The organism is Lachnoclostridium sp. An76 (genome assembly GCF_002161355.1).
Classification (GTDB): Bacteria; Bacillota; Clostridia; order Lachnospirales; family Lachnospiraceae; genus Mediterraneibacter; species Mediterraneibacter caccavium.
This window is the reverse complement of the sequence record NZ_NFHL01000001.1, coordinates 140,393-162,511: the sequence shown is the minus strand read 5'-3', so window position 1 is coordinate 162,511 and position 22,119 is coordinate 140,393. Positions and strand designations below refer to the sequence as shown.

24 protein-coding genes are annotated in these 22,119 nt (G+C 51.3%); 1 reads left to right on the top strand and 23 read right to left on the bottom strand.

Annotated features, from left to right (window positions below; translation table 11 throughout):
• Positions 1–99: 99 nt before the first annotated feature.
• The 12 genes from B5G27_RS16120 to B5G27_RS00755 all read right to left on the bottom strand — a co-directional run bounded on the left by B5G27_RS16120 (position 100) and on the right by B5G27_RS00755 (position 10,776).
• Complete coding sequence (locus tag B5G27_RS16120; RefSeq protein WP_164488433.1) at positions 100–237, bottom strand: hypothetical protein; 138 nt, start codon at positions 235–237, stop codon at positions 100–102.
• A 74-nt stretch (positions 238–311) separates the two neighbouring features.
• Complete coding sequence (locus B5G27_RS00805; RefSeq protein ID WP_087177088.1) at positions 312–710, bottom strand: GerW family sporulation protein; 399 nt, start codon at positions 708–710, stop codon at positions 312–314.
• Positions 711–819: 109 nt separating this feature from the next.
• Positions 820–1,746, bottom strand: coding sequence for a DUF2953 domain-containing protein (locus B5G27_RS00800; protein WP_087177087.1), 927 nt, complete (start codon positions 1,744–1,746; stop codon positions 820–822).
• Entirely contained in the window at positions 1,747–2,091 is a 345-nt protein-coding gene (locus tag B5G27_RS00795) for a hypothetical protein (RefSeq protein WP_087177086.1), read from the bottom strand.
• A gap of 95 nt (positions 2,092–2,186) precedes the next feature.
• A complete protein-coding gene (locus B5G27_RS00790) occupies positions 2,187–3,536 on the bottom strand; it encodes a peptidoglycan D,D-transpeptidase FtsI family protein (protein WP_087177703.1) in 1,350 nt (449 codons plus the stop codon).
• Positions 3,537–3,585: 49 nt separating this feature from the next.
• Positions 3,586–5,058 carry an FtsW/RodA/SpoVE family cell cycle protein gene (locus tag B5G27_RS00785; RefSeq protein ID WP_087177085.1) on the bottom strand — a complete coding sequence of 491 codons (1,473 nt, stop codon included), beginning with the start codon at positions 5,056–5,058 and terminating at the stop codon, positions 3,586–3,588.
• An 11-nt stretch (positions 5,059–5,069) separates the two neighbouring features.
• Positions 5,070–7,535 carry a peptidase U32 family protein gene (locus tag B5G27_RS00780; RefSeq protein ID WP_087177702.1) on the bottom strand — a complete coding sequence of 822 codons (2,466 nt, stop codon included), beginning with the start codon at positions 7,533–7,535 and terminating at the stop codon, positions 5,070–5,072.
• 112 nt (positions 7,536–7,647) lie between these two features.
• A complete protein-coding gene (zapA, locus tag B5G27_RS00775; protein WP_087177084.1) occupies positions 7,648–8,058 on the bottom strand; it encodes a cell division protein ZapA in 411 nt (136 codons plus the stop codon).
• 89 nt (positions 8,059–8,147) lie between these two features.
• Positions 8,148–9,152, bottom strand: a complete 1,005-nt coding sequence (gene ruvB, locus B5G27_RS00770) for a Holliday junction branch migration DNA helicase RuvB (RefSeq protein WP_087177083.1) — start codon at positions 9,150–9,152, stop codon at positions 8,148–8,150.
• Between the two features lie 27 nt (positions 9,153–9,179).
• Positions 9,180–9,788, bottom strand: coding sequence for a Holliday junction branch migration protein RuvA (gene ruvA / locus B5G27_RS00765; protein ID WP_087177082.1), 609 nt, complete (start codon positions 9,786–9,788; stop codon positions 9,180–9,182).
• A gap of 64 nt (positions 9,789–9,852) precedes the next feature.
• Complete coding sequence (locus B5G27_RS00760; RefSeq protein ID WP_087177081.1) at positions 9,853–10,347, bottom strand: Gx transporter family protein; 495 nt, start codon at positions 10,345–10,347, stop codon at positions 9,853–9,855.
• Between the two features lie 72 nt (positions 10,348–10,419).
• A complete protein-coding gene (locus tag B5G27_RS00755; protein WP_087177080.1) occupies positions 10,420–10,776 on the bottom strand; it encodes a NusG domain II-containing protein in 357 nt (118 codons plus the stop codon).
• Positions 10,777–10,949: 173 nt separating this feature from the next.
• Here B5G27_RS00755 and B5G27_RS00750 point away from each other — a divergent pair, with 173 nt between their 5' ends.
• Entirely contained in the window at positions 10,950–11,972 is a 1,023-nt protein-coding gene (locus B5G27_RS00750; RefSeq protein WP_087177079.1) for an FAD:protein FMN transferase, read from the top strand.
• Here B5G27_RS00750 and B5G27_RS00745 read toward each other — a convergent pair.
• From B5G27_RS00745 to B5G27_RS00695, 11 genes are all read right to left on the bottom strand, one after another.
• A complete protein-coding gene (locus tag B5G27_RS00745) occupies positions 11,967–12,767 on the bottom strand; it encodes an RnfABCDGE type electron transport complex subunit B (RefSeq protein ID WP_087177078.1) in 801 nt (266 codons plus the stop codon). The genes B5G27_RS00750 and B5G27_RS00745 overlap by 6 nt on opposite strands.
• Positions 12,768–12,779: 12 nt before the next feature.
• On the bottom strand, positions 12,780–13,370 hold the full coding sequence (locus tag B5G27_RS00740; RefSeq protein ID WP_087177077.1) for an electron transport complex protein RnfA: 591 nt from the start codon (positions 13,368–13,370) through the stop codon (positions 12,780–12,782).
• Positions 13,371–14,087, bottom strand: a complete 717-nt coding sequence (rsxE, locus tag B5G27_RS00735; RefSeq protein WP_087177076.1) for an electron transport complex subunit RsxE — start codon at positions 14,085–14,087, stop codon at positions 13,371–13,373.
• Positions 14,080–14,694 carry an RnfABCDGE type electron transport complex subunit G gene (locus B5G27_RS00730; RefSeq protein WP_087177075.1) on the bottom strand — a complete coding sequence of 205 codons (615 nt, stop codon included), beginning with the start codon at positions 14,692–14,694 and terminating at the stop codon, positions 14,080–14,082. Before B5G27_RS00730 ends, rsxE begins: the two co-directional genes overlap by 8 nt.
• Positions 14,694–15,626 (bottom strand): RnfABCDGE type electron transport complex subunit D, encoded by a 933-nt coding sequence (locus B5G27_RS00725; protein WP_087177074.1) that lies wholly within the window; start codon positions 15,624–15,626, stop codon positions 14,694–14,696. The genes B5G27_RS00730 and B5G27_RS00725 overlap by 1 nt, the downstream gene beginning before the upstream one ends.
• Positions 15,627–15,642: 16 nt before the next feature.
• A complete protein-coding gene (gene rsxC, locus B5G27_RS00720; protein ID WP_087177073.1) occupies positions 15,643–16,962 on the bottom strand; it encodes an electron transport complex subunit RsxC in 1,320 nt (439 codons plus the stop codon).
• 230 nt (positions 16,963–17,192) lie between these two features.
• A complete protein-coding gene (gene rpsA, locus B5G27_RS00715) occupies positions 17,193–18,302 on the bottom strand; it encodes a 30S ribosomal protein S1 (RefSeq protein ID WP_087177072.1) in 1,110 nt (369 codons plus the stop codon).
• Positions 18,283–19,134: a 4-hydroxy-3-methylbut-2-enyl diphosphate reductase gene (ispH, locus tag B5G27_RS00710; RefSeq protein WP_087177071.1), complete on the bottom strand. Its 852-nt coding sequence runs from the start codon at positions 19,132–19,134 to the stop codon at positions 18,283–18,285. The genes rpsA and ispH overlap by 20 nt, the downstream gene beginning before the upstream one ends.
• A 15-nt stretch (positions 19,135–19,149) precedes the next feature.
• Positions 19,150–19,806 carry a (d)CMP kinase gene (cmk, locus tag B5G27_RS00705; RefSeq protein ID WP_087177070.1) on the bottom strand — a complete coding sequence of 219 codons (657 nt, stop codon included), beginning with the start codon at positions 19,804–19,806 and terminating at the stop codon, positions 19,150–19,152.
• A 62-nt stretch (positions 19,807–19,868) separates the two neighbouring features.
• Positions 19,869–21,095 (bottom strand): NAD(P)/FAD-dependent oxidoreductase, encoded by a 1,227-nt coding sequence (locus tag B5G27_RS00700; RefSeq protein WP_087177701.1) that lies wholly within the window; start codon positions 21,093–21,095, stop codon positions 19,869–19,871.
• A complete protein-coding gene (locus tag B5G27_RS00695) occupies positions 21,088–22,077 on the bottom strand; it encodes a MurR/RpiR family transcriptional regulator (RefSeq protein WP_087177069.1) in 990 nt (329 codons plus the stop codon). The genes B5G27_RS00700 and B5G27_RS00695 overlap by 8 nt, the downstream gene beginning before the upstream one ends.
• Positions 22,078–22,119: the final 42 nt, after the last annotated feature.

The following is a 22,119-nucleotide window of genomic DNA, read 5'->3' as shown; positions in this document are numbered from 1 at the left end:
TTGCAAATGTGGAACAATATGAGATTTCTGGAAATTCAAAAGCAGCCTCGTTGAACGTGGCTGCCTAAATGTTGATAATATAGATATTCGTTTAGAAATTCAGCAGCAGAACAGCTTGTATCCTGCCACAAGGAAGACGATCGTGAGGATCACGCCCCAGACCAGATTCGGAAGGAGCATCATGATAAACATCCCCAGCGCCATCCAAAATAACGCGAAACCACATACCTTTTTCATGACATCACTTCCGAAAAGTCTGTTTCTTTATTTTATGCATTTTATTTCCTGTTTATGACCGTGTAATAAATTTCCTATGACTCCTCATCAGAGTCCAGGATATCCATCACATCTTTCTCTGTCATTTTGTCCTCTTTCTTTGTCGTAAACCGGTCGACCACATCCGGTACCATATCGAGAATTTTTGTTATCGTATCCTGATTTTTGATATTTACCAGTCTTGTCTTTCCATCCTGAATGACAATGACCGCGCTTGGCGACATCTTGCCGCCGATTCCCCCCATGCCTTTTTCTTTCTTTTCAGCGGAAAATGCTCCAGCTCCGATCCCGAATGACACGTCAACAAGGGGAAGGATAATAGTCCCGTTAATGTGGATGGCATCCCCTACTACTGTCTTGGATGATACGACACCATCCATACCCCTGAACAGAGATTCCAGTGTTGTCTTAAAATCATTTTTTCCCTCAGCCATTTCTTTTTCCTCCTCAAATAAGACTGTATACTTTTTTCTAATCTTCAGCCCGGATGCTCCTTAATTTCATTTTCAGCCGCTTTATTTACACAGCGATCCCGGATGCTGTTTAAAGTTTAAATTTTCTGATATGCCTGTATGTTGTTCTCACATTTTTATCCAACAGCAGACGCAGGGCAAAAGATACAGCGTGCAGAGCCCGTATCCTGCCTTTTACATATACCCTCCCCCGAAGGATCTTGCGTTCGAAATCAGGGCGGATCTCTGCATACTCTCCGATAAACGGATAGATCATACTGATCAAAGCGAGTACATAGCCGGTCACAGCCGGATCTGTAAATCCGAATTCTGCGCACACATCTGCTTTCCGGGGACGAAGCGTCTTCAGGAAACGCCTCAGTTCCCGTATGACTTTAAAGAATGCGCTTTTATGCACCTCATTCTGGATAAATGCTGTCAGACGCTCTTTTTTCTTTACCAATGACCTTATATTATCACAGATCTTCTGAAATGTATATTTTATCTTTTCCCAAAATTCCTTTAATCTTTCATATAGAGAATGCTTTTGCTTAGTTTTCCGTATGTCAGTCTTTTTTTTCGTTTTGCTGTGCTCTGCCTTTACGCCCGCAGAGCCGGAATCAGCCTTCTCTTCTGTTTGAGCTTCCGGCTGCTTTTCTAACGTCTCTTCTGCACGAGCTTCCGGCATTTTCTCCGGCTTTCCGAAAGAATCCGGAACAGACTCCATTTCGTCTGTGTCATCTTCTTTCTCCATGCCGCTTCCGAACTTTTTCCACCCTGCCCTCATTCGCCAGGTAAACCTGCCATCTTCGTAATATAACTCTCCGGATAACAGATGCAGCAGCCAATGAAACTTCAGCCTTCCCTGCATACTTTCCAGCGTATCTTTCCCCGATACCTCCAGCATATACCCGGCAGGGGCGAGAAGGACAATGGCAACGGCAATGATAATAAGCCCAAAGATGCCCAGTATCAGTAATCCCAGTATTTTCAAGATAAGGAGAATGATATGTAACATCTACCGCCCCGCCTTTTCATATTCTTTCTGCCGGTCCAGTATAAACCGCCGGATATCAGCGCCGCCTGTTTCCCGGTATACATGATCCGCGATCCTCGTTGTGATAGCGAGCGCTTCGTCATACCCCGCTGCGATCCCCACGACAAACAGGCCGCTATCCCTGTACACACGCTGTTTTAAAAGCATACTGGAGAAAAACTCCAGATGGTTCTGTTCCCCCTGTGACAGCGCGATCACATACACCTGGGGCTGGAGCCTGTTCTGCCTCAGCTTTTTTATGATTTTTTCCTTTTTTTCCTGCCAGCATTCACTGACACAGAGGTCACAGTAAATTTTCACCTGCATAGCTGTCCTCTTCGATCGTCTTGCTTTTATGCTCCTTTGGTCCTTCATACTGCCTTTCCCGTCACATGATCGCGTCACATGGCCGCATCTGTTCCTCAGCTGTAATACGAATCAAGGATCTCCCCGGCGATATTGACTGCCTTGCCCCCGGCGCTTCCGTCAGAGCCTTCCGTGATCACGCTGATGACCAGCTCCGGATTATCTACATTCGTAAATCCCACAAACCAGGAATGCGTCTTCTCTCCGTCCACAAGGCTGTACTCTGCTGTGCCTGTCTTCCCGGCCACAGTGTAGCTGCGTCCGCTCAGGACAGAGCCGGTCCCTTCACTGACCACCGCAGTCATATACTCTTTGAGCTGTGCGGCTTCCTCAGAAGTCATAAGCCTCCGGTAGCTTTTCGGCACATTCCTGCGCACTTCAGTACCTGTATAATTTGTCACCTGCTCTACAAGGTAGGGCTCCATGAGCGTCCCGCCATTCGCCACTGCCTGAGTGATCAGCGCCATATGATAAGGACTGACCGTTGTCCTGCCCTGTCCCATCGCTGTCATCATAACCTCTGAGACCGGCGCCCCCTCATCGAGGACAAAAGAGCTCTTCGTGTAGTCCAGGACGCCCGGCAGTGCGGAATTAAAGAGCAGATCCTCTGCTGTCTCTTTGTATTTCGCCAGGTCCAGTGACAGCCCGATATTTGCAAAAGAAGAGTTGCACGAGTTGGCAAACGAACTCCTCAAGTCTTCAAAGCCGTGGACTGTATTGTTAAAACAGGGGATCGTCGTATCGTCCACTGTGATAGATCCTGTACAGTCGTAAGTATAAGACGGATAATCACTGTTCTGCCGCATGTAAGCCAGCGTGGTGATGATCTTAAACACAGATCCGGGTGCGTAAGACCCATTTGTGGCACGGTTCAGAAGTGGGCTGTTCTCCTCATCTGTATTCAGAGTCTCCCAGTCAGCGGCAAGATTGTTGGGATCATAGTCCGGCTTTGACACCATAGTAAGGATCTTTCCCGTATCCGCTTCCAGGACCACGACTGCGCCTTTGTTATCCCCGAGCGCGTCATACGCCGCCTGCTGGAGATCCGCATCCAGAGTAGTTACGACCGTATCCCCCTGGTTCTTCGTCCCGTTAAACTCATTCTGTATCTTCTCCACAAAAAATGCATTCGACGTAAGGAGCTCAAAATTCTCCACTGATTCCAGCCCGGTCTTGCCAAGCTCTGTATCGCTGTACCCGATCACATGGGCAAACAGGGATCCGTAAGGATAGACCCTCGTCTCTGTGCCGTCTTCCGCCACGTCTGTCTGCGCGAGCACATTGCCGTTCCTGTCAGTGATATCCCCGCGGACTACTTTCTTCGCGAACGCGTCCTGCCTCTGGTTATACGGGCTGTTGACAAATGTATCCGCCCGCGCGATCGTGAAATAGACCAGATATCCCATGAGCGCGATGAACAGGATCACAAAGAAATACGTGATCCATGCAAACTCCTTATTTCGCGCGCGCTCGCGGCTTTTTACGCGTCCTCTGCCTGGGGACTTCCTCGAATCTCGGTTCGTTCTCCGCCGCTTTTCGGGGCGCTGTTCTTCCCATGCCATTTCTTGACTTCCTTTCTTTCTTAAGCTTCTCCTGTTCCAACTTCTCTTCTTCGTCTTCCCTCAGTATATACAGCCCCTGTATGATCCCGAACATGATCATCGTACTTAATACAGAGCTTCCGCCGTAGCTGACAAAGGGAAGGGTCATTCCCGTTGACGGGATAAATTTTGTCACGCCCCCGATCTGGAGGAATACCTGGAAAATGTAACATGTCCCGAGTCCGAGAGCGACCAGCTTATAGAAATAATTGTGCAGTTCCATTGCAATATTTAAAAACATTACATAACAGCTCACGCAGATCAGTATGAGACAGAGCGCGTAAATCACTCCCATCTCCTCCGTAATAGCTGAGAAGATAAAATCTGTCTCTGATACGGGGATCGTATCCGGCTGTCCCTGGAACAGGCCGGTGCCGAACCAGCTTCCCGTGCCGATGGCAAACAGTGACTGTGCCACCTGATACCCGCTGTCCCCGTAAGATGCGATAGGATCCTGCCACGCCTCCACCCTCACCTGGATGTGGGCGAAGAGATGATATCCAGCCACAGCGGCCAGAGCGCCTGCCCCAAGCCCCGCGATGGCATATAACGGCTGTCTTGTCGCCACATACAGCATGACCAGATACACCACGAAAAAGATGAGCGCAGCTCCCAGATCCGTCGATAAAACCAGGATCAGCACATGGGCCGCAGCAATCGCGGTGGTAATGACTACATTTTTAAATTCCTTTGACTTGTTCAGACTCGCCGCCACGAAAAAGACAAACAGGATCTTTACAAATTCTGAGGGTTGGATATTGAACCCGAAGATCTCAAACCCCAGCTTCGCTCCGCCTGACGTCTGGGCGAATACAGCTACCACGAGAAGGGCAGCTCCGCCCACTCCGGCATAGACATACGTCCACCTGTCCAGAAAGGTCAGCTTCCGGATAAGCACCGGGACGATCAGCCCGAACGTCACCCCGAGCACGACAAAGATCAGCTGTCTGATCGCTGTGCCGTAAGGAGAGTCATTGTCAGAAGACAGCCTTGTGATCATGATCATGCCCGCAGTTATGAGCATACACATATTATTAACGACCAGCCGGGATACATTCGGATAGATCAGATTGTACAAAAGGATCACTCCGAGCAGCACGATCCCCAGCGCTGCGTAAATAAACAGGATCCGTATATCCTCTGTGGCAAGGAACATCGTAAAGAATGCCACAAACTGGAGCAGGAACAAAAGTACATCCTGCCGGATCAGCACCCGCTTCTCTTCATCCTCGTAATTTCTCGCAAAGATCGAGAAACAGGAAAATGTATATGCAGCCATCAGGATGATGATCAGATATTTTGATAATTGTATGATAATATTTACCATGTTACCCCCTGTTATGATACCCCGCGCCTGAAATGTCCCTGGGTATATTCAAAATCCGGTGCTGAAGGTGAGCCCCCGCCAAGGAAAGCCTCCGTCACCAGATCCAGGATCTTCCCGGCCTGTTCCCCTGTCTCGATGCTGAACTGGATCCTGAGCATCCCCGGAGCCAGCCGGCGGATCTCTTCCTTCTGCATCCCGAGATACAGAGGCAGGGTATTATAGATGACATTGTAACAGTAATCGCACTGGTTCTTTACCGGGAACCGGCTGCCCAGCCTGTCCGTGAGGAATGTCAGCCCCGGGCTGTGCGTACACCTTCCCGCCGTCTTTGCAATACACTGGGCCGAGATCATGACCGGGAGATAGCCGTAGACAGTCAGCTCCGCTCCTCTGATCCCCAGTTCCCCGAGTTCCCTGGCATTTAATTCCTCCGGCGCGCTGAACCCGGAAACGCCGAGCCTGTTCCAGAACGCTTTCCCGCATCGGTTAAACACATATAGATTATGGTCCAGATCGGTCTTTTTGTCAAACCCCTCTTCTTCCAGCAGCTGATACTGTTCATAATTCCGGATCAGCACACCGTCCGCCCCCAGTATATCGACTTTTCTGAGCAGTTCCGCCCCTCTGTCATCTCCCGGCTCTTCCCTGCGGAAGATCCATGGCAGTGCGGCAAAAAGCTCGATGCCCGCATCCCTGATATCCTGTACCGCTTTTTTCACTTCTTTGGATCTTTCTGTCTTCTCTGCAAGTGCCAGATCCGCATAAACGCGGCGGAAGAGCTCAGGCGCCTGGACAACTGCGTCCCTTACCGCCTGGAGCTGCTCTTCTGTCTCTGCCAGGACAGAAAAAAGCGGGGACCACTCTCCGTCCGCTCCCCTGTCAGGCAGATCCGGGGCAGCCTTCCTGACTGCCGCTGTCCGGGACTGATCAGCTATGACCGCTTTTTTCAGCCCCTCCAGCGCAGCTCTTCGCAGGGTATTGATCTGCTGGACAGACATAAAAACTCCTTCGTCCATATGGATATCCAGCTCCCGGAAACAGAACTCTGTATTCCCTGTCTTCATGATCTGTGCGCGGACTCTCTCTTCGTCAAGAGGTCGGTTCTGAGCTTTCTGGACCGCTCCGTCTGACTTCGCCGTATACGAGACAGCATTTCTTGCCGCCCCCGCCTGGTTTCCTGACATGCACCAGACCGTGAATCCGGCAGGCTCTGACATCTTCAGGACCAGCCGCCCGCAGATTTCCCTCTGGGTCGTTTTCTCAACACAGGTCTCGCGGAGATTTCGGATCAGCGTCTCATTCCTCATCCGTTTCAAAACCGTTCCCGGCGCCAGGCGCGTCCCTTTCTGGACGAGGAAGGACAGGGTTCCGCCCGCTCTCACTTCACTGCCGGCAGTATAATTTCCTTTGCCGCCTGTAATATCGACCACGTCACCCGGGCGGATATCCGTGAGCGCTGTGCAGCGGAGTTCCCGTCCTTTCTGTGAGCGGACTTTCAGCGCCGGGACCCCTGTATGGCTGGGACGGTCCAGAGCCATCATCTCCCGCCCGTTATGTTTCTTATAATACCCTTCTGAAAAGCCGCCCCTGTTATACAGGTCCATGAGCATTTCCCGGTCTTCAGGAAGCACTTTGAATCCGTCGCGCCCCTTTTCCAGATAAAGGTCCGTATATTTCCGGTACATGGATGTGACCCCTGCCACATACTCTGGCTTTTTCATGCGCCCTTCGATCTTAAAGGAATCGATCCCCGCATCCACAAGGTCCGGTATGATCTCCAGGGTACAGATATCTTTTGGGCTCAGGTAATACTTCTTTTTCCCGTCCACAGAGTACGGCAGCCTGCACGGCTGGGCGCACTGTCCCCTGTTGCCGCTCCTGCCCCCGATCATACTGCTCAAAAGGCACTGCCCGGAATAACAGTAGCAGAGCGCTCCGTGGACAAAGCACTCGATCTCCAGCCCGGTCTCCTCCCGGATCTGCCGGATCTCCCCAAGAGAGAGCTCCCGCGCCGGCACCACCCGTGTGACGCCCTGCTTTTCCAGGAATCTTGCCCCGTAGGATCCGGTCACTGTCATCTGCGTACTTGCATGGAGATCCATCCCCGGAAAAACTTCTCTCATATACTCGACCACACCGGCATCCTGTACGATGACCGCGTCCAGCCCGGCCTCATAGAGCGGCTCCAGATAATCGTAGAGATCAGCGATCTCATGGTCCTTTAGCAGTGTATTGACTGTCAGATAAAACTTCTTCCCGAAAAGATGCGCCTCCCCCACTGCCCGGACAAGCTCTTCCTGTGTGAAATTGTCTGCGAACGCCCTCGCGCCGAACCTTGGGCCTCCGGCATACACCGCATCCGCGCCTGCGCCGAGCGCTGCCCGGAAGGACTCATAAGAGCCCGCCGGGGCAAGGATCTCGACCGTCCTTTTCTGAGCGCAGTCCCCTGCTGTACATATCCTGTCCCTTTCTGCCATATCTGTGCTGATCCTTTCCGACAAAATATTTCTGTAATGAAATGGGCTGTCTATCCTGACAGCCCTCTTTCGTCATTTTCGTGTTGCTTTTTTACAGCCGCATCGCCAGCGGTTACCTTCTCCGGTTTTTCATCTCGGTTTCCAGTTTTACGATCTGCATCTGGAGATCATTGTTCTCCTCTTTCATCTTTGCAAGCTCTTTCTCCGCGTTTTCCAGTTTGATCTGTGCGGAGATCAGTTCATGCTTCAGATCGTACATTTCCTTATCCTTCAGTTCGATATCACTCTCAAGGGAATCTCCCTGTTTCTTAGCCTTAAAATAATCGTCTGCGATATTCAGGGCGAGAAGTACATTCCTTGTGTCAGCGCTCTGCTTCCTGTATCCCTCGCTGTTCGCGCACTCTGTGATCTTGTGGTTCAGATAGGAGGATACTTTCTGCAGGTACTCTTCACCTTCAAATCCACTCAGAGTATATACCTTTCCCCCGATCAATACTTCTGTAAAATGTTTTGCTGAACTCATAGCTTCCTCCTCGCGTTTCTTACCTGTCTATTATAAACGATTTACCGGCAAAAACCAACAGTTTTTTCGATATTCCGCCGAAAGCATATTTACTCCGGCCGGGGCAGGGGGATCCCGAGATGGGTGTACGCCAGATCCGTCACGACTCTGCCCCGCGGCGTCCGCTGGATAAATCCGTTCTTCAGCAGATACGGCTCATACACATCCTCCAGTGTCCCCGCGTCCTCAGAAATCGCGGCCGCAAGGGTATCCAGCCCCACCGGGCCGCCCTGGAATTTTTCGATCATCGTGAGAAGGATGCTCCTGTCGATATGATCAAGCCCGTATTTGTCAACATCGAGAAGATCCAGCGCATAGTCTGCCACTTTCTTTGTGATCTTTCCGTCGTATTTTACCTGGGCGAAATCGCGCACTCTCTTTAAGAGGCGGTTTGCCAGCCTCGGCGTGCCGCGCGACCTGCGCGCAAGCTCCAGGGCCCCCTCTTCTTCGATCTCCACATCCAGCACCTTCGCTGACCTTAAGATGATTGTCATCAACTCCTCATCCGTATAAAATTCCAGCCTGTTCACCACGCCAAACCGGTCTCTTAACGGAGCTGTCAGCATGCCGGCGCGTGTCGTCGCCCCGACCAGTGTGAATTTCGGCAGATTCAGCCGGATCGACCGGGCGCCCGCGCCCTTTCCGATCATAATATCGATCGCATAATCTTCCATGGCAGGATAAAGCACCTCTTCAACCTGACGGTTCAGGCGGTGGATCTCATCCACAAAGAGGACGTCATGTTCCTGGAGACTGTTCAGGATCGCCGCCATCTCCCCGGGCTTCTCGATTGCCGGTCCGGAGGTCACTTTCATATGCACGCCCATCTCATTGGCGATGATCCCGGCAAGAGTCGTCTTTCCCAGTCCCGGGGGGCCGTAAAACAGTACATGATCCAGAGCCTCGTTCCTCGCCTTTGCCGCTTCGATATAGACCTTGAGCGTCTGTTTTGCCTTCTCCTGTCCGATATATTCTGTCAAAAGCTGAGGGCGCAGCTCGCCCTCGATCTTAATATCCTCTTCCAGATTTTCTGTTGTAATGATCCGTTTTCCCATGGTTGTATCCGCATTCCCTTCATCAGGTTAAAAAAGATATTTCAAAGCCTCTTTCAAGATATCCTCCGCTGTCGAGCATCCCGGGGATGCTTTCTTCACAGCGCGCAGGCTCTCCGAGCTGCCGTATCCCAGGGCGACCAGCGCCTGGACTGCCTCTGACTGCATGTCGCTGTCCGCGGACAGAGCGGCCGCCCCGCCTTCATCTCCGTGGGCGGCATGTTCCAGCATCTCCTCGATATCCACCTTATCCCTCAGCTCGACGATCAGCTTTTCCGCTGTCTTCTTTCCGATCCCGGGAGCGGCTGAAATCGCCTTTGCGTCCCCGGACATGATGGCAAACCGGAGCTCGTCCGGGCTCATGCTCGAGAGGATATTCAGCCCGCCTTTCGGCCCGATGCCGCTCACGCCGATGACCAGCTTAAAGATCTCCAGGTCATCCCGTGTCAGGAATCCGAAGAGCTGCATGGCGTCTTCCTTTACATTCAGATAGGTATGCAGCTTCACTGTACTCCCGATCTCCGGGAGCCGCGCCATCGACTGCTGCGGCATATACACGCCGTATCCTATCCCGCCTACATCTATGACCGCCTTCTGTTCTTCTATGGCTGCCAGTTCACCTTTTACATATGAGATCATTTTATTTTCTTCCTTTTCTCAAATTAATCCGTATCCATATCTTTGCGCATACAAAAGAGGCCTGTCAGACAAGTGTGACATTATTGATGCGTCTGAGCACTTCCCTGCACACAATGCCGATCAGGGTTCCCGTGACCACTCCGGCGACAAGAAGCGCCGGCAGATAATAACCGACCTGGTACGTCTCTACGACGATCATCGCCACAATAAGTTGGCCAATATTGTGGCTCACTCCCCCCGCGATACCCACACCGACTACACTAAAAGAGCTCCTGAGTTTTAGACACTCCATAGCGGCTAGGCTTAAAACAGCGCCTGCCAGGCCGTACAGGATACCGAACAGATTCCCGAAGAGAAAGCCCGCCAGGACCACTCGCGTCACGGATAAGAGCAGCGCTTCCTTAAAACCTGTCTTATACAGGACGATCACGATCACAAGATTTGCAAGCCCGAGCTTTGCGCCCGGAATGCCGAAATTAACCGGTATCAGCGTCTCAACATAGCTGAAGATCAGCGCGAGCGCTGTAAATACCCCGAAATAAGTAGCTCTGTTCTTCAATCCTCTTCCCTTTCCAACACAACCGGATAACAGCGCCAAACAGCAGCGCGGAGGCCGTCCCCTTGCAGGTCTCTACCGGGCAATGCCGTCCACTTCTCCGGATTCCCCGTTTTCGATCGAAACAACGACCTGGTTCGGCAGACAGATAATGCTCTCTCCATCCCTGCTGATACTCCGATGGTTTACACAGACCTGATCCGGGCAGTCAGCCCAGTCCATCCGCACAGCCCCGCCGCTGATCTCAAGGCGGTTCGTCTCATTGATCTCCACAGTCCGGTCTTCTCCCAGACTGTAAGTGCCGTACAGATCGCCGTCAACCGAAATGCTGACAACAGCCTGTTCCCCTGACTTTCCCAACCTCTGGAAACAAAACAAAATGGCAGCCGCTGCCAGAATGCCCGCCGCCAGAAACCAGTCATTTCTCTTCATACTTCTACCTCTTCGCTTCCAATATCATAGCACATAGATTTTTATTATGCAACCACATGTTCGATTCGGTTTGCAGGTACAGGTAACAGTTATATGCTTGTACTGTGCCGGAAAACCGGCTATAATACGCTCAGGATTTCAACCTGTTTTCGGGTGTACGGGAGGAGTATACAGTGTCACGGATAAAATACAGTACCATCGCCAGAGTACGTTTTACATCACTTTTTCTACTATTCGCATACATCGTCTCATCATGCGCAGGATGCAGCTCGCCCCTTGAGTCAGAATCCCTGAAAATGACAGGGACTTATTTTGATACCGTCGTTCAGGTGGAAGCCTGGGGCGCTGACCGGGAGATCCTTGACCGCTGCGAAGAGCTCTGCGCATACTATGAAAACCTCCTCAGCCCATCCATCGAGGAAAGCGAGATCTATAAGATCAACCAGTCGCACGGCCTGCCTGTGTCTGTCTCTGATGAAACTGCCGGACTGCTGCGCCTCGGCATACACTATGGTGAGCTTTCCGGCGGGAAATTTGACATTACGATAGCGTCCGCTTCCGAACTCTGGGATTTCACAGGCAACAGCAGCGGCACGGTCCCGGATCCCTCAGCATTGGAAGAAGCGGTCAGCCATATTGATTACCGCTGTATAAAAATAGAAGGAAACACGGTCACCCTGACTGACCCTGAGGCAAAGATCGACCTGGGCGGCATTGCAAAAGGCTATATTGCCGACCAACTCAAAGAGTATCTCACCAGCGCGGGAGTCCGCCACGCGCTGATCAACCTGGGCGGAAATGTCCTGACCCTCGGCGGGCGCTATGACGGCTCAGACTTCCGCATCGGCATACAGAAACCTTTTTCCGAAGACGGGACCATACTGGGGACTGTATCCGTATCCGACAGCTCTGTTGTATCATCAGGAGATTACGAACGGTATTTCAAGAAAGACGGCGCCATCTACCATCACATCCTGGATCCTGACACCGGATATCCTGTGCAGAACGACCTGGATCAGGTAACGATCATCTCCGACCGGTCTGTGGACGGAGATGCCCTGAGCACAGCCTGCTATGTACTTGGCCTGGAAGATGGGATGGAGCTCGTCCGCAGCATGGAAGGGATCGAAGCCGTCTTTGTGACAAAAGACGGGGAGCTGCATACAAGCAGCTCCCGGATCGATCTCGCATTATAAATCTGCCCGGATGACCTTTCTCGGGCACTTCTCCGTGCACACACCGCAGTTCATACATTTTTCCACATCGATATGTGCCAGGAAATTCTGGACTGTGATCGCAGCCGCCCCGCAGTTTTTCTCGCAGAGCCGGCACCCGATACATCCCGCCTGGCATACATCCATGAGCGTCCTTCCCTTTTCATTGGAATTGCACTGGACAAATGTCCTCTGCTTATAAGGGATCAGCTCGATCAGATGCTTCGGACAAGCGGAGACACATTTCCCGCATGCCTTACATGACTCTCTGTCCACGACAGCAATCCCGTCTGCTATATGGATCGCGTCAAAGGAACACGCCTCCACGCATGTGCCGTATCCGAGGCAGCCATAATCACATCCCTTTGCCCCGCCGTCCTGCATCTGGCTTGCCATGACACAGTCCCGGATCCCATAATATTCATATTCTGTTCCCGCTTTCTCGCACGTTCCCGAACACTTCACAAAGGCGGTCATGCGCTCCTTCGCAGCAGCGTCCACCCCCATGATCTTCCCGATCTTCTCAGCCACCGGCGCGCCGCCTACCGGACATCCGCCTACTTCGGCTTCGCCTTTCACGATCGCCGCGGCCAGGCCGGAACAGCCTGCATAGCCGCAGCCGCCGCAGTTATTTCCCGGAAGGGCTTCCAGGACAGCCTCTTCTCTTTCGTCCACATCCACTGCGAACTTCTTTCCCGAGATACCGAGGAAAACTCCGATGAACAGTCCCGTGCCGCCTACGATCACAGCTGCTAATATGATCCCTGTTATGCTCATTTTCCCTTCCTCCTATATCAGTCCTGAGAACCCGAAGAACGCGATCGCCATCAGACCTGCTGTCACCAGCACGATCGGCGTCCCCCGGAACGACTCCGGCACATCGTTATGTTCCGTCTTCTCACGGATGCCCGCCATAAGTACGATGGATACGAGGAATCCCACAGCTGTTGCAAACCCGTTTACCACCCCTGTCAGGATATCATACCCTTCCTGCACATTGGTCAGCGCGACTCCGAGCACCGCGCAGTTCGTTGTGATCAGCGGGAGATACACCCCCAGAGCATTGTAGAGGGGCGGCATGGATTTCTTCAGGAACATCTCCACAAACTGCACAAGGGCAGCGATCACGAGGATAAAGACGATCGTATTCAGGTACTCCAGCTCCCCGCCCATGATGTTCGGATTGCCGAGGATGAACTTGTAGATCAGCCCGGTCACAAAGGAGGCAATGGTGATGACAAACACGACCGCGCCGCCCATTCCGGCCGCTGTCTTTACATTTTTGGAAACGCCCAGGAACGGGCATATCCCAAGGAACTGACTGAGCACAACATTATTGACAAACGCCGAGCCCACAGCGATCAATAGTAATTCCTGCATTTACGCCCCCTCCTCTTCTTTCTTTGTATCTGATACCAGGTGTCCGCCGCAGATGCCCCTGCCCGCACAGGATGCACAGCCTTCACCGCAGCCCGCAGCCTGCGGCGCCTCATTTCCTTTTTTTGCGAGATGATGTTTTATTTTATTCTGGAGAGCCACAAGGCATGCCAGCACAAAAAAGGCTCCCGGCGCCAGGATAAAGATTGTCAGCGGCTCATAGGAATCCGGCATGACCTGTTTCCCGAAGATCTGTCCTGCCCCGATCAGTTCCCTGACGATACCGATACAGGTCAGGCCGACTGTAAATCCCAGTCCCATCCCGATCCCGTCAAAAACAGACGGAAGCACAGGATTCTTAGAAGCATAGCTCTCCGCCCTTCCCAGGATGATGCAGTTTACCACGATCAGCGGGATATAAAGCCCGAGGGAATCATACAGCCCCGGCACAAATCCCTCGAGAAGGAAATCAACGATCGTCACGAAGGAAGCCACGACCACGATAAACGCGGGCATACGCACCGAATCCGGGATGATCTTTCTCAGTATGGATATCAGCATATTTGACATAATGAGCACCGCCGTAGTAGACAGCCCCATCCCGATCCCATTTATGGCGGAAGTCGTGACTGCCAGTGTGGGACACATACCGAGCATGAGCACAAAAGTCGGGTTTTCTTTGACAAGCCCGTTAAAGATACGCTCTGTACATTTATTCAATGACACCGCCTCCTAACTCATTCTGATAATAAACAAGCGCCGCGTCCACTGCGTTCGTGACAGCATTAGTGGTGATGGTAGCGCCGCTGATCGCATCGATCATATCATCGCCGCTCTCGCCGGACTTCGTATAGGTAAATTTCTCCACCTTCTTACCTTTGAACTGGTCTTTAAAATCCGCCTCAGCCGCTTTCATCCCGAGACCTGCGGTCTCGCTGATCGACAGCATCTCAATGCCGGTCACCGTACCGTCGGCGGCAATGCCGACAGAGATTTCGATGTCGCCGGCATAACCCTCATGGGAAATGACATTCACCACATACCCCACAGTCTCTCCGCTGCCGTCCTTCCCGGTGACAGCGCCTGAGATCTCATCGGGATCATAACCGTTTTCCCGGAGCAGTTCTCCCGCTTTTTCCGCGTCATACCCCTCGTACTCCTCAAAAGAAGCAGCGTCAGGGAGAACTGAGCGGAACGCCTCCTGCCTTGTATTTTCCTGCGCGGTGGCAATGGGTTCCTTTGTGATATCATATACCAGTCCCAGCAGCAGTCCGGATACCACTGTGATCACTGTCAGGATCAGCGTATTCTTTATAATCTTATCCATTACTTCTCTCCCCCTTTCCCAAACGGTCTCGGAAGAGTAGCCTTCTCGATCAGGGGCACGAGCAGATTGCTGATGATGATCGCGTAGGAAACGCCTTCCGCTGAGCCGCCGAAGAGACGGAACAATCCGGTCAGCAGCCCCATGCAGATCCCGTATATGATCTTTCCGCTGCCGGTAATCGGCGAGGTGACATAATCCGTGGCCATGAACCACGCTCCCAGCATCAGACCGCCGCCGCACAGATGGGCGGTTATGTACTGCGTGTCAAAGCCGTGTCCCCCGAAGATCGTAATAAATATGACAAAAGATATGATATAGGAACCGGGGATCTTCAGGTCGATCACGCCCATGAGCAGAAGGAACATTGCCCCGATCATGATGGCGATGACCGAGGTCTCCCCGATCGTCCCGCGGATATTTCCCACCAGCATATCCATTGTATTTACCGCCTGACCTGCTTTCAGCTCCGCCAGCGGCGTGGGGCCTGTAACGCCGTCATACACAAAATAAGTCATCCGGCCCGCGAAACAGATCAGCAGGAAGCAGCGCGCCGCAAGGGCGGGATTCATAAAATTCTGTCCCAGTCCTCCGAAAAGCTGTTTCACGACAACGATCGCAAACACAGCTCCCAGCGCGCCCATCCACCACGGGAGAGTAGGCGGAAGATTAAGGGCAAGCAGAAGGCCTGTAACTACTGCGCTGAGATCATTGACCGTAACCGGCTTCTTCATCAGTTTCTCATAGATGTATTCTGACAGGACGGCCGCAGCTGTCGTGACCACGACCAGGATCCATGCATCCTCATGCCGGAAATTCCAGATCCCGAACACGGTCGCCGGCAGAAGTGCGATCACGACCATGAGCATAATATTGCCGGTACTGATCCGGTCGCGGATATGCGGCGAAGATGATACATTAAAATTCTCGTTCAATACTCCGTCTCCTCTCTTATTTCTTTCTCTTATTTGCCAGCGCAGTCCTGCGCATGGATCCGATCGCCTGCTTCAGCGGCCTTTTCGCCGGGCACACATAGCTGCACGACCCGCACTCCACACATTCCAGCCCGTTCATTGCCACAAATCCGTCCTCATCATGCCGCAGTGCAAGGTCAGCCAGCCTGGACGGTATGATCCTGCTCGGACAGACCTCTACGCATCTTGCACAGTTAATGCACGCTGTCTCCTGTGCTTTCGCCACAGCGTCTTCCTTAAAGGCGAGCAGAGCGGAAGACGTTTTTGTCACAGGCGCATCTGCAGTCACCATGGCAAAACCCATCATCGGTCCGCCAGAGATCAGTTTTCGAGGCGGAACGATAAATCCGCCGGCTGCTTTGATCAGCTCCTCATGGCTGATACCCAGCGGCACTAAGAAATTGCCCGGAGCCGCGATATCATCCCCGCTCACTGTCACCACGCGTTCCGTCAGGGGCCTTCCCTCTGCAACAGCATAATGGATATTGATCAATGTCTCTACATTGTCAACAATGCACCCTACATCTGCCGGAAGCATGGAAGAATTAACCGCACGCTTTGTCACCGCGTAGATCAGCTGCCGCTCTGCGCCCTGCGGATACTTTGCCACAAGCCTTTCCACACTCATCCGAGGCTCATCTGAAACGGCGGATCTCAGCTTTTCAATGCAGTCTTTTTTATTATCCTCCACCGCAAAGATACCTTTTGCATTCGGAAACAGTGATAATACAACCCGCATTCCGCTTATCAATTCTTCTGTATTTTCCAGCATCCTGCGGTAATCCGCGGTGATATACGGCTCGCATTCCGCGCAGTTGGCAATGATATGATCGATCTTTTCCGGCTCTTTGGGCGAAAGCTTTACTCTCGTCGGAAATCCGGCCCCGCCCATGCCCACGATGCCAGATTCTCCGATCCTGTCAAGGATTTCCCCACGTGTCATTTCAGAAAGCGGCTTCACAGTCTCATATCCTATCTCCTCATAACTGCCGTCATTCTCGATCACGATACACTCTGTCTTTGTCCCGGATGGACTGAATCTCTGTTCCAGCCCTTTGACAGTGCCGGAGACCGAGGCATGGACAGGAGCAGACACATACCCGCTCGCCGCGGCGATCATCTGTCCTTTTAACACACGGTCCCCCTTTTTTACCAACGGATTAGCCGGGGCCCCGATATGCTGAGACAGCGGATATACCAGTTCCCCTTCCGGCAGGAGACGCCGGATCGGCTGGTCTTTCGAAAACCGCTTCCCGTCATCCGGATGTATCCCGCCCTTAAATGTCAGAAGTCCCATTCTTCCCTTCCTTTCTCCGCGGATGATCCGCTAAAGCAATTAAAGTGATCTATGAACCAATTTATAAACATTATATTAAACTGTTCTTCTAAAATCCAGAGATCCTACAGTAAAAATCATGTATCATCCGGATACATCATGCTATTTTCCAGATGGATCGTCCATTTTTTAACAAAAAAACAGAGCGATACATATGCTATATCGCCCTGTGATCTTCGTTAATAAAGATATTATTCTTCCTCAGCAGTCTCTTCCGCCGGCTCGGCAGCTTCAGCTTCTTCTGTCTGCTCAGACTGAAGAGCTTTCATGCTTAAGCTGATCTTCTTCTCCGCCTCATTGAGGTCAACGATCTTCGCAGTGATCTCCTGTCCGATAGAAAGTACATCAGACGGCTTATCAACATGCTCTCTTGCGATCTGGGATACATGAAGCAGTGCATCTACCCCCGGAGCAAGTTCAACAAATGCGCCGAAATCTGTCATTCTGGCAACTTTGCCTGTGATAACTTTTCCAACCGCGAAATCCTCTGCTGCGTTCACCCACGGATTTGTCTCCGGGAACTTCAGGCTGAGCGCGATCTTTGTATCATGGATATCTTTTACGAGAACTGTCAGTTTGTCGCCAACATGGAATACTTTCTTCGGATTGTCAACCCTTCCCCATGACATCTCTGAAATGTGGAGCAGGCCGTCAACGCCGCCGAGGTCAACAAATGCACCGAAATCTGTTACATTCTTAACAGTTCCTTCGATCCTGTCGCCGATCTGGAGTCTTGCGAAAAGCTCTTTCTGCTTCTCTGCACGCTCAGCTACGAGGAGCTGTCTCCTGTCACCGATCACGCGGTTTCTTCTCGGATTGAACTCGCTGATCACGAACTCGATCTCCTGGCCTTCATATTTGCTGAGATCCTTCTCATAGGAATCAGATACAAGGCTCGCCGGGATAAATACTCTGACCTCATCGACTGTCGCGCAGATACCGCCGCCAAGGATCTGTGTAACTGTTGCCTTGAGGACTTCTTTATTCTCATAAGCCTCGCGCAGTCTCTCATTTCCTTTCTCAGCGGCAAGTCTCTTGTATGTAAGAAGGACCTGTCCTTCGCCGTCATTCACTTTCAGAACTTTGACTGTCATTGTGTCGCCAACGGAAACGACTGTTGTCAGGTCGATGGACTGATCGTTGGAATATTCATTCTTTGTGATAATACCGTCAGCCTTATAGCCGATGTTCAGGATGATCTCATCCGACTTTACATCGATAACAGTACCCTCAACTACCTCCCCGTTGTGAATTGTTTTGAATGACTCGTCTAACATCTGTTCAAAAGATAACTCTGACATTATTTTGAACCTCCTCAATTATATTGTTGGGCGTGGATGCCCCTGCTGTAATACCTACTGTTTCCACTGACCCTAATTGATTCAAATTCAAATCGTCAAGTGTCTGAATATAGTACGTATTGTTACATGCCATCCGGCAAATTTCAAATAACTTCTGGGTATTGGAACTATGTTTGTCGCCAATAACTATCATAGCATCCACCGATTCTGCGATGCTTTTTGCCTCTGTCTGGCGTTCTTTTGTAGCATTGCAGATTGTATTTAAAACACTTACATCATAACTCTTTTTCTTGATAATTTCAACTAAATCTTTAAATTTATTGTAATTAAATGTCGTCTGTGAAACCACGCATATCTTTTCATTTTTTTCGAATCCAATACTCTGGGCACTTTCCATATCACAGATGACAGTAACCCTGTCGCCTGCCCAGCCCCTGATCCCCTGTACTTCGGGATGCGCGGGATTGCCTATGATAACAATATGTGCTCCGGCAGCGCTTTCCCTGTTTACAATATCGTGGATCTTCTTTACAAACGGACATGTTGCATCTACAATGCGTATTCCTCTGGCAGCCATCTTATCATAGATCCTCTTTTCCACTCCGTGGGACCGGATAATGACTGTCCCGCCGGAGAGCCTGTCCAGTTCGTCTTCCGAACGGAGCACGACGACCCCTTTGCTCTCCATATCCTTCACCACTTCTTCGTTATGGATGATCGGACCATATGTGTAGATCTTATCATCACAGGAATCCAGCTGCTCATAAACCGTATCCACGGCACGCTTTACACCGAAACAAAATCCGGCTGTCTTTGCCTTGATCACCTTCATCTTCTGGAATCTCCTTTATTTACAGTAAGAGCAGATCTTATCCACCACTTCCTGTATCGTCATATCTGAACTGTCCACGAGCACTGCATCCTCTGCCTGTTTCAGCGGCGCGATCTCTCTTGTCATATCGCGCTCGTCGCGTTCCCTGATATCATGCGCGATAGATTCCAGATCACATGCCTCACCCTTTTCTCTCAGCTCATCATATCTGCGCTTTGCCCTTGTCTCCACGCTCGCAGTGAGATAGATCTTTACATCCGCATCCGGAAGGATATTCGTCCCGATATCTCTGCCATCCATGATCACATCCTGTGTCCTCGCAAGACTGCGCTGGAGTTCGAGAAGCTTTTCCCGCACCGCGGGGATCGCCGATGTCCTGGAAGCCATGTTGCCGACCTCTTCTGTGCGGAGCATGGATGTCACATTCTCTCCGTTCAGATAAACCTGCTGGATCCCGTCCTCATATCCGATCGTCACTTCCGCATCTCTGCAGGCAGCTGCCACTGCTTCTTTATCATCCGCGCTGACTCCCTTTTTCAGGAAATGGATCGCAAGTCCTCTGTACATGGCTCCGGTATCTACATATATATAACCCTTTTCTTTTGCGACCAGCTTTGCGATCGTGCTCTTTCCGGCGCCGGCCGGTCCGTCGATTGCTACGTTATAACCCATAATGTCCTCCTCATATAAAACTAAATCCAGTATACCCCGGGAGAGACTGATGCACAAGGAATTTATGCATTCAGCCCTGCCAGATATCCCGTGCTCCACGCGATCTGGAGATTATAACCTCCGGTCACAGCATCCAGATCAAGCACCTCCCCGGCAAAATAGAGCCCATTGACAAGTTTTGACTCCATGGTCCCCGGATCGATTTCTTTTACAGACACGCCGCCTTTTGTGATGATCGCCTCATTATATCCCCGCATGCCTGTGAGAGTCATGCTGAAATCTTTGATCAGGCGCACAAAATGCAGGCGTTCTTCTTTTGTGACCTCATTTACTTTTTTGTCTTCCTGGATGCCGGAGAGTTCAACGATCACTGGTTTCAATTTTGAAGGAAAGAGACTGTCGACCGCATTTTTGAACTGCCGGTTATGGTTCGCTTCAAATTCCCGCAGCATCCTTTTATCCAGCTGTTCTTCCGTAAGTGCGGGTTTCAGATCGATATGGAGTGTCAGAGGATGTTCTCTCAGCTTTTTCCCGACGATACTGCTGGCGCTCAATATCACAGGGCCGGTCACTCCGTAATGAGTAAAGAGCATTTCTCCGAACTCTTCATACAGTTTTTTCTTTCCGTCAGTGATCCGTATCTCAACGTTACGCAGGGACAGTCCCATTAATTCTCTGGCATACCACTCTTTTACTTCCATCGGGACCAGCGCCGGGGAAAGGTCTGCCACTTTATGCCCGCACTCTCTCGCAAACCGATATCCGTCTCCTGTAGAACCGGTGGAAGGATACGAGATCCCTCCCGTCGCGATGATGACTGCGTCAGCATGCAATTCTTTTCCGGAAGAGAGGCGGACTCCTGTCACCCTGCCGTCTTCTGCAAGGATTTTCTCTGCTTCCGCCCTCAGTCTGATCTCGACCCCGAGCCGTTTCATTTCCTGTTCCAGTGCCCGGATCACATCAGAAGAATGGTCGGATTCGGGAAAAACTCTGCCGCCTCTCTCCACTTTTGTCTTCACACCCAGCTCCTCAAAAAAATCTATGACCTGATCATTTGTCATGCTGTAAAAGCTGCTGTACAGAAATTTCGGGTTGCTGACCACCGCGGAAAAGAGGTCCTCAATATCCGCGGCATTTGTGATATTGCACCTCCCTTTACCTGTAATGAACAGCTTCTTTCCCAGTTTTTCATTCTTCTCGATCAAAAGGACTTTCTTTCCGTTCCGGGCCGCGGTGACCGCTGCCATCATTCCTGCCGCACCGCCGCCCACCACAAGGATCTTATTCATCTGCCCGGGCTTCCTTTCCATCTTTCTTTCCTTTTTCCTGTTCTCCTGCAGTCCCGTCTGCCTTTTCCATCCCATTTACAGAAAACGGACCGCTCACCGGATTCAGCTCATCGCCGCTGTACACCTGGTATTCCCCCCAGAGCTGCTCCAGTGTTTCCAGTGTTGAGACAACCTCTTTCTGCTTTTTCATGCACAGTGCAACGACAAGGGCATTGATCACACTCAAAGGCGCGACAAGGGAGTCCACGATAGACGCCATGTCGCTGCGCGCGATCAGGTTGCAGGAAGAATACAGGTTCATGGGAGAATGGATGCTGTCTGTCAGTGTGATCACCTTCGCCTTCCGGTTGCTGGCAAATTCCAGAGCCTTTAAGGCACGCATGGAATATCTGGGGAAACTGATCCCAATGATCACGTCTTTCTCATTAATGCGTATCAGCTGCTCAAATATCTCGCTGGAACTGTTCGTGGCCACTGTTGTTACGTTTTCACAGATCAGATTCAGATAAAATCCGAGAAATGAAGCCAGCGGAGCGCAGCTCCTGATCCCGATCACGTAAATCCGTTTTGCGCTAAGGATTGTATCAATGGCAAGATCAAACGCCTTGTGGTCGATCACAGAAAGGGTCTGTTTGATCTTCTCGATATCCGAATGCAGGACAGTCTCCAGTATCTCGCTCTGGCTGATCCGACCATACGTGACCTCCATCCTCTGGATCGAATTCAGCTTATTCCTCACCAGTTCTTCCAAAGCCTTCTGAAATCCCGGGTACCCCTTGTATCCGAGCTGGATGGCAAAACGGACGACCGTAGACTCGCTGACCCCTACGGTCTCTCCCAGCTTCGCCGCTGTCAGGAATACCGCTTTATCATAGTTTTTACATACATAATCTGCCAGCCTGCGCTGTCCTTTACTCATTTTTGCATACTTTTCTTCAATCCTGAGGATCAATTCATTTGTCGTATTTTCTGCTGTTTCCATACTGTTATATTCTATCCTTTATTTTAATTGCCCGCCGGATCT